The organism is Haladaptatus pallidirubidus (assembly GCF_020700235.1).
Taxonomy (GTDB): Archaea; Halobacteriota; Halobacteria; order Halobacteriales; family Haladaptataceae; genus Haladaptatus; species Haladaptatus pallidirubidus.
The window spans coordinates 103,594-119,595 of sequence record NZ_CP085303.1 but is presented as its reverse complement, the minus strand read 5'-3'; the positions used below and the strand labels follow the sequence as shown (position 1 = coordinate 119,595).

The following is a 16,002-nucleotide window of genomic DNA, read 5'->3' as shown; positions in this document are numbered from 1 at the left end:
ATGAAAGGAGTACTTCTTTCTGGCGGAACAGGGTCTCGTCTTAGACCAATTACACATACGGGACCTAAACAACTAGTTCCTGTTGCTAATAAACCGGTGCTCGAATATGCTATTGAGGATTTTAAAAATATAGGGATTACCGAAATCGGAGTTGTTCTTGGCAATAAAGGACGGAATGAAATTCAAGAGTTTCTGGGCGACGGGTCAAAATACGATGTTAATATCACTTATATAGTCCAAGGGAATCCACTTGGACTCGCGCATGCGGCTGGATGTGCTCGTGATTTTGTCGAGAATGACGATTTTGTAATGTATCTCGGCGATAATATTCTTAAGTCTGGTATTAGTGACCTCGTAGAAAGCTTCAAATCTAAAGACTACGGTGCAGGAATTGCACTTCAGGAAGTCGACAAGCCGCACCAGTTTGGCATTGTAGATGTCGATGATGATGGGAACGTCGAACGATTAATTGAAAAACCAGACGATCCACCGAGCAACCTTGCTCTCATCGGTATCTATGTGTTTTCTCCTGCCATCTTCGATGTTATAGACCGCCTTGAACCCTCATGGCGCGGTGAACTGGAAATCACTGACGCAATTCAGTATCTTCTTGAAGATGGTTATAAAATCGACTCTCATACCGTCGGAGGTTGGTGGAAGGATACGGGGAAGCCTGAGGATATTCTCGAGGCTAACCGGCTTGTACTTGAAGATAAGTCACTAAAACTACGTGGGACCATCGAAAACGGAGCAGAGACAAGTGGTCAAATTGGCCTGGCTGAATCAGCTACCATCGAATCTGGAGCGGTCGTCCGTGGACCAGTATCGATTGGTGATGGGTCAATAATTAGAGATGGGACTTACGTTGGTCCATATACATCAATTGGTGAAAATACAACGCTCGATGGCGTTCATATTGAAAATAGTGTTGTCATCGGTGATTCTCAAATCACGACTTCAAAAAAGATTGTAGATGGCCTACTCGGTCGAGGTGCAAATATTGGAAATGCAGATGACTGTCTACCAAAAGGTCAGCGACTTGTTGTAGGCGAAAACTCCCAGCTCAAACTCTAACCATGCACATTATTACGTTCACCTGTCCAAAGTGTAGCACAGTTGTAGCGGCAAATGAGCTTGAGAGAAATCGAGTGATGAAGTGTCCTGGCTTAAATTGCCAAACTGTCCTTCGATTTAAGGATCTTTCAGAAACTGATAAACAGCACTTCTTAAACCACCGTGATCAGTACCAAATATAGAAGTTAGAATATCGCATTCTCTATTTCGTTCAGCTCTGTTTCGAGGGTCGGCTGCAAACGGTCAAGTGAATCTTCAACCTTTGAAACATCTAGACATGTATAGGATGGGCGAGCGGCAGAACGGTCAATATCATCTTGCAACCCTTTACTGAGGAGATCATTCTTAGTATTTAAGCGATTACAGATTTTGATTCCGAACTCATACGGAGATACGCATGATCGGCAGGCAACATTATATATGCCTGATTCTTTTGAGATGAGTAAATCTATTAATGTTTCGGCGGCTTGGCCAGCACGAGTCGGTGTTACTCGTTGGTTGGTGAACAATGGTGTTGGTTGGTCATTTTTTAACCGACTATATATCCATGCGGGGAATCCTGTGAGCTCCTTTGTATCACCATGAATTCCATAAACGAACGAGAGTCTAGTGATCAGTGCCTCTCTATTTGCAGCTGTAACTTTCTCTTCGCTTTTTAACTTTGAGTTACCATAAACTTGTACCGGATTCGTACTAGCTTCTTCGGTATAAGGAGTTACCGCAGTCCCATCGAACACATAATCGCTTGAAACGTGAACGAATTTTACATTGTGTTTAGTGCAGTGTTCTGCGAGTACTCCCGGTGCATTACAATTTACAGCATACGCCTGATTGGGATTCTTTTCGCAGGAATCGACATCCGTCATCGCTGCACAGTTGATAACAGCGTTTGGCGTATAAAAATCTAAAATTTCGTCGAATCGTTTAATATCCTGCAATTCTAATTTAGCTAGCGGAATATCAAAGGATGGTTTTGACGAATGATACGTTCCCACAACATCAATATCCCTATCCTGACTAACCGTTATTACATTGCTACCTAAAAGCCCGCTTGCGCCAATGACAAGTATCCGCATATAGGATAAATCTCGATAGAAATGTAAATAAGTGCCGTTAACTAAGAGACTAATATGCAAATACTTGTCACAGGTGGTGCCGGCTTCATTGGCTCTAACTTTGTGCATTATCTTCTCACCGAACGAAACGATATTCAAATCACTACACTTGACAAACTTACATATGCTGGATCTCGCAGCAACCTCAGTGGTGTCTTAGATGATCCACGCCATACTTTCATTAATGGTGATATCTGTGACCGTGATTTAGTCACAGATCTCGTTGCAGACGCTGATATTGTTGTCAACTTTGCTGCTGAATCGCATGTAGACCGCTCTATCGAGGGTGCCTACCCGTTTGTAGAGACAAATGTTATGGGAACTCAAACACTTCTCGAGGCAGCTACCGAAACTGAAATACAGTGTTTTTTACAAATTTCCACGGACGAAGTGTACGGCGAAATTCTTGACGGAAAATTTTCCGAAAATGATAACCTTCGACCACGAAACCCATATTCGGCGACAAAAGCAAGCGCCGACCTACTCGCCCAAAGCTATGCTATAACACATGACCTCCCAATTGTCATAACACGAACATGCAACAATTTCGGTCCACGACAACACCGTGAAAAACTCATTCCAAAGTTTATTAGGCGGGCTGCAGCAGGGAAATCACTTCCTGTCTATGGAGATGGATTGAATGTCCGAGAATGGATCTACGTAGAAGATAATTGTCGAGCGCTTGATCTTGTTATTCGGGACGGCAACATAGGTGAAATATATAACATCGGTAGTGGTTATGAACGCACAAATATCGAAGTAACACAAGAAATTATTAATAATGTTAACGCTGGTGAGGACCTTGTTGAGTTCGTTGATGATCGAGCAGGACACGATCAGCGATATGCTCTTGATACGACTAAGATAGAGAATCTTGGATGGGAATCAAAGTGGTCGTTTGAAGAGGGACTCGAACAAACAGTGGACCACTATCTTATAAACAAATAGATGAGTGAACAGAAATGACAACCAATTTTAATGGTTGAATATATAATTAAATATTAATAATTTTATAACCAGAATTGATATTAATAATTAAATTTTCACAAATTAAAAGGCCATGTTTAAATCCTTGACGATACAAGATATATTCCATGAAACGAGAGTCGAAAATTCTGCTAGTTATACTTGCTTTTGTCTTCACATTTTCTGCACTCATCTCGATTATTCTCCCCTATCGAGCGACAACAGATGAAGCACGGTTTCTTATTGACTTACACACATTATTAAACACAGGATCTCTAACAGACCGCTTCCGGTATTTCAATGGCTCTGCACATCAATTATTAATTACACAGTTAGTTATTCTTACTGGTATTACACCGATGGAAACTGAATTCTTAAGTCCAATTATTGGCTCAATCGCACTATCTACTATTCTTCTTATCTTCTTCTTTATCTATCGTGAAGCTGTCCCCAACCGTCCGTGGTGGGGATTTCTCACATTTTCCCCTGCCCCTTTTATTTTTGCAGGATTTATTAATCGTCTCCGAGAAACAAGTCATAAAGCGTTTACTTTTACGCTCATATTTCTCTGCCTTTTGATTGGATTCTATCAGTTCATAGACCGAACCGATCCTCGGCTCAAAGCGCTCGCACTCACCAATTTAATGGTCATTTCCTTATACAATTATATCTGGGCAGTCGTTTACGGTGTTGTAATTGGTGTTGTATTTATGGTTGGGTCTAATCGCCGCCGAATAATTTCCTTTCTCCCAGTCGGTTTCCTCACTGCATATGTTGTTGCAGACAATCTTCCCACGGTATGGGTTCACAAACAGTATTTCAAAAGTATTCTGGTGGGTATCTTTGCAATTGTTCTCGGTTTTGGAGTCCCCACTCCTTCTGGTGGAAGTAAGGCTAGTGGAGGAGGACTTCTCGCAGGATGGCCACAAATTACGATTGGAAGTATAAGTGTTTCTCTTTGGTTTGTTTGTGTTATAGGCATTGGATTTATTTTCACACTTACAGGGCTTGGGTGTTTTCATGCGATTGCCTATCGGTTATCCCATCAAGATTGGGATCCAATTGGCCAAATGCTTGTCGTTGTAAATATCGTAACCGGAATTTCAGCAGTGTTTGTTCTCGCAGCAGGTGATATTGCAACATTTAAACGCCTCATCGTAATTCCAGGCTTATTTGGTGTACTTTATACAGTCGTATACTTCTCTCAACATGGCTATCGAAAACATCTCACGGAACACAGATGTAAGATCCTTCTTTCTAGTATATTTGTTGTACTACTTATTTCATCTGTATTGGCACTTCCACGAGTGCTGACTGACGGCTCAATCTCTCCAGTTGATACCTATGTTGAACAGGATGAAATTTCAAAAATAGAATGGTTATCCTCGTATTCCGAGGGATGTGTCAAAACTCATTCTCGGATTGATAACTTTCTTATGCCTAGGATTGCAGGTGTTTACCCTGAGATATCACCTATTAATAGACATCGGAGTCAAGTATATTCTGCAGGAGAAGGAGCAGTTCTCACATGTGGTCCTCCTTAGTGATAAGAACGTGAACTTCACATACATATATTAACTTTAATGTAATTTTATATTAACATTCCTTAAAATTGCTTGGCTATTGCTACAATCGTTCTCAGTAATACAAATTTGATTACATAGAGGAGTCGAAGACAGCATACCCAATTGATTCAGCATTTTTATGTCTTGTTTCACGATCTGTGTTTTCACCTTCCTCTATCTTAATATATACTCCTGTACTTGATAGATTTTTATACCTTATGTTGCACGTATCTCCTCCATTAAATGTTTGTATATCTGATATGAATTTGGGTGATTTATATTCTTCTTGGAAAGAAATATGTGTCCATTGATGGGTGATTATCTGCTCGGTACGTTGAATCTCAAATGGAGCACCATTGATTCGCCCTGAGGTCTGTTCAATTGCCACATATCCAAGTGTTTCTTTTGTATGCTGCTGATTATATTTTTCCTCTTGCATCTTTGCGGTAAATGAATCGTTTGAGACATTGGCAACTCGTGTAACAATTGGGTGAGACCCGTTGAAAGTTTGAACCTGCGCTAGAACAACTGGTCTTTCTGCGCCGAAAAAACTCTCTAGAGAAACTTTACTAAACTCATCTGTAATAGTTGTGTTTCCGCTTTTAATCCGACAAGAAGAACCATCATCTAATAATAATTCCTGCTCTGATGGTTCTACAGCCATCATGTGGAAAATTTCATCTCCATGCCATCCGTCAAGATATTGCCACTCTTCTAACTTATACTCAAAGCCACCATCCGTAACATTTCGAAGGCGGACGTGAGCTGGATGACCACCATTATACGAAAGTGGTTTTGCGATAATGACACGAGGTGATTGCACACCTAAATCAACTTGGTGCCAATAATCACTATCGGGTTGACTACTGGAAATTGTGTCCGTTAAGATCGTTGGCTCTCCGAACACAGCATATCCGACCGCCTCTGTAGCATGTTCTGTTTCACTGTCTTCACTTTGTTCTTCTTCGACCTTTACTTCGACACTAGTACTTGTGAGATTCCGATAGCGAAGAGTTGCTGTGTCAAGTCCATGGAACGTTTGCAGATCCGCGATAAATTGTGGTCTTTTATACTGTTGTTGGAAGTCAATACGAGTCCATTCGCTAGTAACCTCTTGTGGAGTTCGTTGAACTTCAAACAGCTTGCCATCGAGATACCCAACCCCCGGTTGAAGTGCGATATACCCAATCGACTCTATCCGGTGAGTTCCGTTCCCTTCCTCCTGGACTTTCACGTCGAATGAATCACTTGAAACATCCCGTACTCGTGTGACAATGGGGTCACGACCATTGAAACTTCCCGACTGTGTGAGGATAACCGGTTGTATTGACTCAAAAAAGCCATCGAGGGAAACTGTTTCGAACTCATGGTTGGCAGATGTCGTTCCAGATTTTACTTGATACGGAACCGTATCGTCAAGTTGTAACGTGTATTCCGCCGGTGGCACAGCAAGGGTGTTAAACGTTTCAGTAGTGTGTGCCCCATCAAGATAATCCCACTCTTCAATTTTGTAATCGAAGCCACTAGTGATGTCATTTCGTATCCGACTGTGTGCCGGTTGAGCGCCATTGTACGAAAGTGGTTTCCCAACAACAACACCCGTCGAGTGGTCGCTTGCCTCGACTTGGTGCCATTGATCTCGAGATGTCTGGTCCGAAGACAGCGTGTTTGTTGAAAGCACATTACCGGGTGAATACGGTGTGCCATCAACGCTCCATGTTGCAGGACCACTTGCACTGGTGGAGACGATACCGCCAGTCACATAGAAGGCATACACCTCTCCTGCTGGTACCGATCCGGCAGCTTGCTCTGAATCTGGTGGTCGCACTGGTGAGTTATCCGGCCCCCAGTCCATCGCTACCGTTGCACCGTCATCGCCTGCTGGAAGCACGTACGTACCAGCGGTGATCTGATAGGAGGATGGAGAGCTATTGCCTGTGTTATCAATACGAACAAGCTGTGCTGACTGCTGTGGCACTTCTCCAAGAGATGGTGCAGAAGGAAGCGGTGGCCGCGTATCGGGTGAGGTGGGATCTCCGTTCGTCGTCATTTGGTTTTGAATATACGAAGAGTCTGTTTGTGGCCCACTGCCACCTAACACACCGGATACGTTCCCCCATTCATTTGGTTCCTGACCGATTGAGACGGCATACTGATAATCGTGATCGTTATGAACTTCAGTGTTTTCAATCTTAAAATATTTGAGGTTAGCGTCGTCACCATTGTTCATCCGTCCATTTAATGTATAGATCGCATCGTGATATTTCTCAGAATTGTAGCTAATGCGGACATTGTTAATATTGATCTGTTCACATGGGGCTGATGCTGTAATCGGGCCACCACAGCTCGAATCTGAATAGCGATGGTAAAAATCACTATCTGCGATCGTAGCTGTCCCCTCGTAGCTGTTGATCCCGTTTTCAGGATCTGCAGGAACAACAGCTTCAACGCTCACACCGCGCTGCAGTGATCCACCAGACCACGATTGAACTGGATGGACATCATCCTTGATGGAAACACAATTACGAACTTCGGTATTCCCTCCAATACGAACTCCGACCTGTGTGTTTCGCCAAAAGCAATTATAGATCTTTAGCGGGCCTTCTGGCTTTTTTGCATAAATTGTGTTTTCTCCCCACAGTTCGAACCAACACCGATTGAAGACAAGTTCACCCTTTCCAGATTCGACGAGAATCGCTCGCCGATTACTTGCTTCAGTTGGTTCACAGGCTCCTTCGTGGAAGTAACAATCTTGTAATAGCCCTCGAGTTCCGTCTGCTGCTGACAAGCGGAAATACGTTCGTGCATCGCTTGAATTCCCCGAGCCAATATTGGAATCGGTGGCTGCTCGAACCTTCCCCCGAGTGACTAACCGTTTGAGCTCCCAATTCCCAGCTTCATTATTCATCCGCACGAACGGCGGAATCTCCGTCTCTCGCATATCAAGTTCAAACCCGTCCAACACAAACCCATTAGAGTACACATCGAACCACCGGATGCTATCACCCGACTGGCCTGGAATAAGACGAGCGCCATTTGGCGCGATCAACTGGAGATTATCGATTCCAGAATACACAACAAGCTCATTGAGCAGGTATGTTCCTGGTGGGAAGATAATGGTTGTATTATCGCCAACCAACTCGTGAAGAGTTGGATCAATTGCTGAATTCCCACTGTTGTCTGCCCCTTCGTCTACAATATTATACGTTGCCATCTAATTACACTCTACTACTATTTGATTTCTATTATAGTTTATCATCGGTAATGATATGGAGAATACTTTTAATATTCTACTAACCAAATTAATATATTTCCATCAACTAATTTCTGCTTTGATTCTAAATTCGTTAGTAATGATATCTATATTCGTATTTATTCTTTTCATATAGAGTGATATCTATTAGTAAACGAATAATAAGTCTGTTCATTTGTTAGTAAAACAGAAAAATAGAATTACGGATTGGATGGAAAGCAAAACTGACGACTGTTGGGTTACGGAATATCAAGCAGATATCAACGCGACAGCCAATATCGCTGGTCGCCTCAACCCATGGGGGAGAGAGAGTCTGTCGTTGAAACCGACGGATGATGACTCCCTGCAGGATGGGAGCACTTGTGACAGTGCCTTGGGACACTACACGCCGAGTCCGAAACTCGGACAGACGACGCTTTCAACGTATTCGGACTGAAACCTCCAAAGTGAGGCTTTCCTTGTAGGAAGCCCCGCCCTGTAGGGCGGGCGAGGATGTTACTGTCGGATGCGAACGGGTGTATCCGTTCGAATCCACGCCTTCTCAGTGGATCTCAATTCAAACTCATTCACCTTCCCGTGGGCGGTGACCTGTGTTTTTTCGAACACTGAGTGGTCACCAAGCCAGAAGCGTTTGGCCTTGCGTGGGGTGAATCCTGCCGTGATGCATACTTCCTTCTTGCTGGTGAGCTCTCTTAGCACCATCTGTGTTGTCTGCAATGAAGTGCCGGTCATCGAATCACCGACACTTGTAGCAGACGACGCCTTCTCCACTCGTGAAACCGTTACACTTTGGACAGTTCGGTTCGTCACTGAAATCCGTCTCGCTCGGTAGTGTTGTGTGTTTGAATTGGTCGCACTGCTTGCAGAGTCGCGACCGTGATGTGGGGCAGCCACATTGCTTGCACCCCATGTTTAGTTAGCCTCCTTTGCGTCGGAACACTTTTCACTAGCGCATATCGTAGCTTGCATTGGTTTTTCACCTTGGTAAGAAAGACCGGCTCTGGGTGTGCTAGCACCCGGACAATTCAATGTCCCTGAGGGAACCGTCTTCCTCATTCTGTCCCACGTAGGACAAACACTTAATGTTGTCCCTTGAAGGACAATTTATATGAATGATGGACTTTGAATATCACGGTATGCCTACCGGAAATGACGAGGCACTCGAACAAATATTGGATCTCTTTGCAACGACTGATGATCCAGTGTTAACCGCAAATGAAATCGCCGATCAAATTAGAGTATCTCGACGTACAGTACTTAGAAAACTCAAACAATTGAAAGAAGAGGGGAAGATTGAGCGAAAAGAAGTCGGAGGTAGGGCCGTTGTATGGTGGCGGACATTATAATTGATACTGTTTCAGTCATCGAGTCAAGATTCATCAGCCTTCTCAAGTTCCTCCGTGCCTAAATCTCCGGAGAGATACCGTTGACCCTTTTCAGTGAGAATATAGTACCCACCTTTTCTATCAATTCTCTCGACAAGATTAACGTCCTCGAGATGTCCAAGCCGCCGCTTCACCGTCGAATATGAGATATTATAGCCCTCACGATCTAGATTGATATGGAGTCCTGTTGGTGAGAGAGCCACTTGCTTCTCATGGAGGTATTCCAGAATCGTATCATCATTTCCAGTCATCCATGAGACTCGTGGCCGCATTTCGTCTGGAACTCGTCCATCGTAGGTTTAACCACACCGATAGTATCAAGTACAACACTATAAAGTACTTTCTATGAGTCGATATAGTGCTATAGTCTTAAGTGATCCCGCTTCATGCCTTAGAACAGGAAGCATATCGCGGACTATCCACTCTCCAATCAAATTTCGGTAGGAAACGGATCGGTGTAGAAGCCACCGAGATCCGCTGATGCTTCCGCGTTCACCCACAGAAGCATGTCCATCTACACGCACACGGGACAAAAGTGTCCCGTCGGAAAGACGCATCACTCGCTAACCATCCACCCGACGCCACATTTCTCCTTCCCACTGAGAGGTGAGACCCAATGACCGACTCCAACCCTCGCGTCGAGACTGTTCTCTCACTCGCGCATGCGGATCCCATCCAGGTCACGACCACTAAGCGTACGCTCACAGGCGTCATCTATGATCACGAGCACACAAACCCAACACTGACTCATCGTGGCCCGGAACCCGGCTACCATATGTTGTTGTTCGCCATTCCGAGTAACAACCTGTACCGACTCATCTGCACGTATTATGAGGAAATCAATCACACAGAGTACCAACTCGATCATTACGAACTCACACCGGTAGGCAAGTACGCCTGGATTCGAACACACGCTACCATCGAATCTGTCACACGACCCGACGATACCCTGACCACTGATGAGCACACGAGCCGCCAACCAACCGATACTAGCGATACACAGGAGCGGTGTGACGAATGATCGATTCCTCCGTCTCACTTACCTTGACATCCTACCCAGGCTGTTTACTCACAATACAGAAGCCAGTCTCCAGATGGCGAATCATCCCCATCACTGGCGGCTTGCTTGCGTTTTTTGACCCGTGTCGGTTCTGCCTCCCTGGCAGCGAGACCAACGTCAACATCGTCGCTAGAAGTGACAACCACGGTACTGCCCGTCATCGGCCCACTACAGTGTCTCCCCTGGGGGTGATCAACTGATGAGCCAGTCACCTACCGCCAATGCCACCCTGGTCAAGCAACTGAACGCCCTTACCGAGCGTGTCGACGATCTTGAAACCGAGCTGGAGACCAAAGACCAACGCATCCAAGACTTAGAGGACGACTGCGAAACGTTCGCAGCTAACCTCACTGCCACCACTGATCGGATCGAGACCCTCGAAGAGATCATTGCAACCGAACGCGACCGAACAGCTACCCTCGAAGATCGCATTGACGAACTAAAAACTGAAAACACTCTCCTTCAGGAGGAACTCAGTAACGAACGCGAACAGAACCAACGCATTCGCGCTTCTGTCTCCCGTATCATTAACGACGTGCGCGAGTACACATGCGAAGACGGCAGCAGCGTGGACGCCACCTCCCCAAGTATCGTTGCTGAGGCTGCCACTGTCGGTGAAACACTTCATGACACCATCCAACGTTCAACCGAAAATGCAAGTCTGCTCGATTTTACAACCAAACGCCCACAAAACACTGGCATCCACGAAAAGTACCTCAACATCCTTGGACGGGCAGAAGAGAAAGCCCGTGAAATCAATTCCCGAACCGTTTATCTGAACTATCGCGAGGTTGCTACCCATTATGGCTGTGCGTATCTGACCGACGGATATCGCGTGATGAACGAAATAGCCGAACGCGTTCCGGGTATTGAGTACGTCGATGGGTATCTCGCCAATCCAGACATTGACCCTACCACGAAAGTCGAGGGCAAGCGTATTCGCGTCGAGTGGAATCATCCCGACCTCCGTGGTTGGGTTCGCGCTCATCGAGCGGAGTGATTATAATCTCATAATATGGGGGGTTCGGTGAACCCCTCGTGTTCACCATTCCACAAACCACAGGAACAAAACTTCCGCACAGTCAGCCACTGTACGCAACACTCGACTACGAATAAGTATCGCTGTTTCTGCCGTGTTTCTGCAAGGAATAGACGGAACACGATGATGTCTCCTGGTATTATAACGATGTAATCGACCTACCGTTGGTAAAACATGCCGACAGTACGCGGTTGGTTGTGACTGCATACGTTGGAGCGTGTACCATTATTAGCATTGCTGGAGACGCTGTGTGGATAACGGTCGTAAGCAGACGTAGCGAGTTATCGAGCACTCTCTCGGTCGACGTTGACTCCTACGTTTAAACAACGAGAGAATCCCACCGTTTACGGCGGGTGTGAATCGCGTAAGTTCCATACTCTCCATTAATAATCAATTCCCCCAATCCCATATTTCGTTAGTAACAAATAACACAATCAGTATCCATGCTTTCTCATATAGATGTAGTCATGAACCAATAGATAAATATCATAGTGCTCTCTTTACCAGATCAACAGATGCACGAGGATAACCAACCAGATGGCCACCGAAATAGCCGACGGACATTTCTTAAAACAGTTGGTATCACAGTGGGAGCCGCAGGTTTAGAAACCACAACCGTTGCTGCAAAAAGTAATGATAGTGGTACAGATAAAGCCACTAATTGGGATACAGCTCGGTCAAATCCTCGACGAACTGGTGCAGTTTCTGGAACCGGTCCAACTCCGTATGCAGCAACGAACTGGAAAATGGATCTTGACGGTAGTATGCACTCGAAAGAGCCCGTCGTGAAAGATGGAACTGTGTATCTTGCTGTTACGACCAACAATGGCTCGGCTGACAGTGAAGGATATATTGGTGCGTATGATACCGAGACCGGTGAGCAACAGTGGAAGCAATCTGATCTTCCTACACCAAAAACACCGACGATAGGCGAGCAAATGCTGTATTTTTCTACACAGGTTTCAGAGACGAGTGAGGAAAACCGGGGCGGCCTCTATGCAGTCGACAGTGAAAGTGGTGATCTCGTATGGAGTCGTTCGGACTCATTACAATGGACGTCACCAATCGCTATCGATCAGAAAATTTATACGTCAAATGCCGACGGTGCGTATGCACTCGATAGCATGACTGGTGAGACAATTTGGAAAACAGACGACATTGGGATGCTAACAGATGGGAGTGATGGGGCATTGAGTTACGCGAATGGAACCATTTTCTTTAGTGATGGAACAGCACTCGACGCAGCACGAGGAGGAGTACTGTGGCGCGTGACAGACGCTGATTCTGCATTTGGAAACCATGTCGTAGCCAATGGTCGAGTATACTATCTTCGAACAAAATACATCGAAGATGATGATGACGTCATCAAAGTTGAAGCTCGATCAGTGAATAGCGGACGGATTGATTGGACATATGATATTGGTACGAGCAACGTTATGGAGCGACGATTTGCCGTTGGGAATGGATATGTTCTGTTCTACGAGCCAGGCAGCGATAATACGATAACAGCACTGAATGCCAAGACGGGAACGCATGTCTGGACAAAAGAGTTGGTTGGTGACTATTTCAGCAATCTCACAATCGCTAACAAAACCGTCTATCTTGGTAGTCGGTATATGGATCCTTCGAACCCTGGAACAGTTCGAGCAGCGATCCACGCTCTCGATATAACGTCTGGAGAGCGAAAATGGTCTCAGCTATTAGACCAAAGTGATCTGAAAACGTCTCCTGAAGGATTACTAGCTGCTGGAACACCCGTTGTTGGAGATGGGAAAATATACACGACGACCTATCCTGCTGGCTCAGTATTCGAGCATCACTATATGCAGTATTCCAATTTCTTTGTCTTGGAATCATCTGACTCGTTGCCGGATGGCGAGCAAACAATCGCAGCTCAAAGTGACTGACTTCTCGCTATCCACGCTCCTGTGCGATCCAATATTGTATAACTATACTTCCGAATCGAATACGAATAATGGATGGTTGAAAATACTCTCGACTATCCAGAAATATTCTACACAAATAATCCACGGAAAGCATGACAGGAAAGGTGGCAATTCGGATAGATCTTGTCTATCGATCTTTTACCTTTCCCGCAGTATTAGGACTGACGGCAATCAATATAAAAATTTTGTAAAAAATTTTAGGTGACTATTCAATCGGGAAGGATCGGATAGCGGTTTTGACGGAAAAACCATCCAATCTGGTTTGTGTTTTCCCATTCAATCTGTCCGAACTAATTTTGATGGATCGGATAGCAAAACTTGTTTGTATGGATTGGAACGTTGTGCTGGTTTTCAACGATTGGAGATTTTCGGATCCAGTACACTGTGAGCTTTGGGAAGCGAGTAAATTCACAGTTTGCAGGTTGATCAACCTCTCAAACCTTGTGAGAGAATGTGTTGATGAATGTATTGAATCCATTTCTATCGATTGCGATGGACTGTGTCGTGTCGCACGCGGGTCACGCTCGCCGTGAAGGGTGGACTTCTCTCTGTTGAGAGAAGTAGGCGGCACAACTTTAGCGACTGGCGGTACATCTATCCTATGAATAACTTTCTCGTGACAAACGGGGTGACGCTCGACGGAGAGCGCGTTGATATCGAAATACAAGACAGCAAAATCGCCCGCATCGCCGACGCGGGTGAAGGCGACACAGCGGCATTTGATGATGACCAACAATACGATGCTGCGGGTCGGCTTGTGACGCCACCGCTTATCGAACCACATATTCACCTCGATGCTACTGGAACGGCTGGCGATCCACGGTGGAATCAATCAGGCACGCTTGCAGAAGGGATCAAAATATGGGCCGACAGAAAAACCACGCTCGGTAAAGAAGAGCTGAAAGAACGAGCGACACGGACGGTTGAGTGGTTTGCTGCCCATGGCATCACGCGTGTTCGAACACACGCCGACACCACAGAACAGACGCTCACCGGTGTCGAAGCATTGCTCGAACTTCGCGAAGAAGTAACTGATCTTGTTGAGCTTCAGGTCGTTGCGTTCCCACAGGACGGCCTTTTCACGGACGAAACCCATCTTGAACTACTTCATGAAGCAGTTGAGATGGGTGTGGACGTGATTGGGGGCATACCCCATAACGAGCATACCCGTGAAGACGGCGTCAACGATGTGCAGACCGCAGTCGACATCGCTGAACGTCATGATCTCCAGCTTGATCTCCATATCGACGAAACCGATGACCCACAATCACGATTCACGGAAGTGCTCGCTAGCGAGGTACTCAAGCGAGATATGGGAACGCAAACGACTGCAAGTCATGCAACGGCAATGCATTCATATTCAAACGCCTACGCGAACAAACTGATCAACCTGCTTGCAGAGAGTGGCGTAACTGTTGTGACGAACCCACCGGACAACGCCGTCCTTCAGGGTCGATACGATGACTATCCACGACGGCGCGGTCATACTCGAATTGATCAACTTCGAGACGCAGGCGTAACTGTTGGCATCGGTCATGATTCCGTGATGGATCCCTGGTATCACTACGGTGTTGGCGACCAACTGGATGCGGCGTTCGTCTTACTTCATTATGCCCAGATGAGCGGCCGCGATGATGTTCCAGCGCTCTGGGAGATGCTGACAGAAGCAAACGCCGAGGTGTTTGGTGTGTCTGAGTATGGCCTTACAGAGGGTAATGAGGGATCGCTTGTCGTCTTCGACAGTCACGATCCATTCAATGTGCTTCGGACGCGCGCACCGCGAAGACTTGTCCTCAAAGATGGTCGACCAATCGCCGAAACAAACCCTGCCGAGACGACATTGTATCGAGAAAATTCCGGAAAAAGAATTGATTTTCATCGATAAGGATCCTTGTCTCTGTGACTCCTCCCTGCCCTAAAGGGTGGTTCTGTTTCGATGACGGCACTGTATCTCCGCCGTAAATAACGGGGTTTTAGCGCCTACAATTCAGATAATAGCGCTCAGTAGTTCTCTACGGGTAGGTTCCGGATGTGGTCGAAGTCGCTATCCCGCGTAACGACAGTCCCACCGACCGACCGTGCAATAGCACCAATCATCACGTCAGGTGTCTTTACGGGTGTTCCGTCCTCTCGTAGCTCGCGTTGAATCAATGCTGCTTCCCGTGTTGCTGCCTCGTCGAACGGTATGACAGTCGCCCAGTCGAACGTTTCAAAGACTTCGTCCATCGTCATCGATGAGGCGGCCCAAAGGACACCACGATATGTTTCGTACAGTGCAATCGTGCTCGCTGAGAGTGGTTGGTCTTCGTTGGCTTCGAGCCACGCTTGCGCTCCGTCATCTCCCTCAAGGTGTCGATGAGGTAGCTACCTAATTCAGCGAGAGAGTCCCGTCGTTTACGGCGGGTGTGAATCGCGTACGCTCTGTCCCGCAACCGCCGGTCACTGCTGATCTGGGGTCTCTAAGTCATCAGTAGCGTGGATTAACATTCCACGCCATGTCAGACCATGTTCGTTTTTCACGCGCTTGATGCGCTCGTACTGTTCATCGTCCGGCACTTCGATGTTAACGTGGTTCGACACACAACCTACGATAATCCGT

General features: G+C 46.0%; 14 protein-coding genes and 2 pseudogenes. 10 read left to right on the top strand and 6 right to left on the bottom strand.

Annotation, left to right across the window (positions count from 1 at the left end):
* Both LIX15_RS24355 and LIX15_RS24350 read left to right on the top strand, forming a co-directional pair.
* Complete coding sequence (locus LIX15_RS24355) at positions 1-1,074, top strand: glucose-1-phosphate thymidylyltransferase (protein ID WP_227777783.1); 1,074 nt, start codon at positions 1-3, stop codon at positions 1,072-1,074.
* Positions 1,075-1,076: 2 nt separating this feature from the next.
* The gene (locus LIX15_RS24350; protein ID WP_227777782.1) at positions 1,077-1,256 is read left to right on the top strand and encodes a hypothetical protein; all 180 of its coding nucleotides are present in this window, start codon (positions 1,077-1,079) and stop codon (positions 1,254-1,256) included.
* Positions 1,257-1,259: 3 nt separating this feature from the next.
* On the opposite strand, the gene LIX15_RS24345 is transcribed toward LIX15_RS24350, so the two are convergent.
* Positions 1,260-2,150 carry an SDR family oxidoreductase gene (locus LIX15_RS24345; RefSeq protein ID WP_227777781.1) on the bottom strand — a complete coding sequence of 297 codons (891 nt, stop codon included), beginning with the start codon at positions 2,148-2,150 and terminating at the stop codon, positions 1,260-1,262.
* Between the two features lie 54 nt (positions 2,151-2,204).
* Here LIX15_RS24345 and rfbB point away from each other — a divergent pair, with 54 nt between their 5' ends.
* Positions 2,205-3,137: a dTDP-glucose 4,6-dehydratase gene (gene rfbB / locus LIX15_RS24340; protein ID WP_227777780.1), complete on the top strand. Its 933-nt coding sequence runs from the start codon at positions 2,205-2,207 to the stop codon at positions 3,135-3,137.
* A 146-nt stretch (positions 3,138-3,283) separates the two neighbouring features.
* Positions 3,284-4,699 (top strand): hypothetical protein, encoded by a 1,416-nt coding sequence (locus LIX15_RS24335; protein WP_227777779.1) that lies wholly within the window; start codon positions 3,284-3,286, stop codon positions 4,697-4,699.
* 112 nt (positions 4,700-4,811) lie between these two features.
* Here the strand turns inward: LIX15_RS24335 and LIX15_RS24330 are convergent, their stop codons facing one another.
* Positions 4,812-7,934, bottom strand: a complete 3,123-nt coding sequence (locus LIX15_RS24330) for a hypothetical protein (protein ID WP_227777778.1) — start codon at positions 7,932-7,934, stop codon at positions 4,812-4,814.
* A gap of 265 nt (positions 7,935-8,199) precedes the next feature.
* Here LIX15_RS24330 and LIX15_RS24325 point away from each other — a divergent pair.
* A pseudogene (locus LIX15_RS24325) lies at positions 8,200-8,409 on the top strand (RNA-guided endonuclease TnpB family protein); the annotation flags it as partial.
* Positions 8,410-8,468: 59 nt separating this feature from the next.
* Here LIX15_RS24325 and LIX15_RS24320 read toward each other — a convergent pair.
* Positions 8,469-8,705, bottom strand: a complete 237-nt coding sequence (locus LIX15_RS24320) for a hypothetical protein (RefSeq protein ID WP_227777777.1) — start codon at positions 8,703-8,705, stop codon at positions 8,469-8,471.
* Positions 8,706-9,085: 380 nt separating this feature from the next.
* Here LIX15_RS24320 and LIX15_RS24315 point away from each other — a divergent pair, with 380 nt between their 5' ends.
* Entirely contained in the window at positions 9,086-9,319 is a 234-nt protein-coding gene (locus tag LIX15_RS24315; RefSeq protein WP_227777776.1) for a helix-turn-helix domain-containing protein, read from the top strand.
* A 23-nt stretch (positions 9,320-9,342) separates the two neighbouring features.
* On the opposite strand, the gene LIX15_RS24310 is transcribed toward LIX15_RS24315, so the two are convergent.
* The gene (locus LIX15_RS24310) at positions 9,343-9,630 is read right to left on the bottom strand and encodes a winged helix-turn-helix domain-containing protein (RefSeq protein ID WP_497007443.1); all 288 of its coding nucleotides are present in this window, start codon (positions 9,628-9,630) and stop codon (positions 9,343-9,345) included.
* 344 nt (positions 9,631-9,974) lie between these two features.
* Between LIX15_RS24310 and LIX15_RS24305 the strand changes: the two genes are divergently transcribed.
* From LIX15_RS24305 to LIX15_RS24290, 4 genes are all read left to right on the top strand, one after another.
* Complete coding sequence (locus LIX15_RS24305) at positions 9,975-10,379, top strand: hypothetical protein (protein WP_227777774.1); 405 nt, start codon at positions 9,975-9,977, stop codon at positions 10,377-10,379.
* A gap of 238 nt (positions 10,380-10,617) precedes the next feature.
* Positions 10,618-11,418 (top strand): hypothetical protein, encoded by an 801-nt coding sequence (locus LIX15_RS24300; RefSeq protein ID WP_227777773.1) that lies wholly within the window; start codon positions 10,618-10,620, stop codon positions 11,416-11,418.
* Positions 11,419-11,972: 554 nt separating this feature from the next.
* A complete protein-coding gene (locus LIX15_RS24295; protein WP_227777772.1) occupies positions 11,973-13,364 on the top strand; it encodes an outer membrane protein assembly factor BamB family protein in 1,392 nt (463 codons plus the stop codon).
* A 640-nt stretch (positions 13,365-14,004) separates the two neighbouring features.
* Positions 14,005-15,288, top strand: coding sequence for a cytosine deaminase (locus tag LIX15_RS24290; RefSeq protein ID WP_227777771.1), 1,284 nt, complete (start codon positions 14,005-14,007; stop codon positions 15,286-15,288).
* A 116-nt stretch (positions 15,289-15,404) separates the two neighbouring features.
* Here the strand turns inward: LIX15_RS24290 and LIX15_RS24285 are convergent.
* Positions 15,405-15,743: pseudogene (locus tag LIX15_RS24285) on the bottom strand (PIN domain-containing protein); the annotation flags it as partial.
* A 99-nt stretch (positions 15,744-15,842) separates the two neighbouring features.
* On the bottom strand, positions 15,843-15,983 hold the full coding sequence (locus tag LIX15_RS24280) for a hypothetical protein (RefSeq protein WP_227777770.1): 141 nt from the start codon (positions 15,981-15,983) through the stop codon (positions 15,843-15,845).
* Positions 15,984-16,002 lie beyond the last annotated feature (19 nt).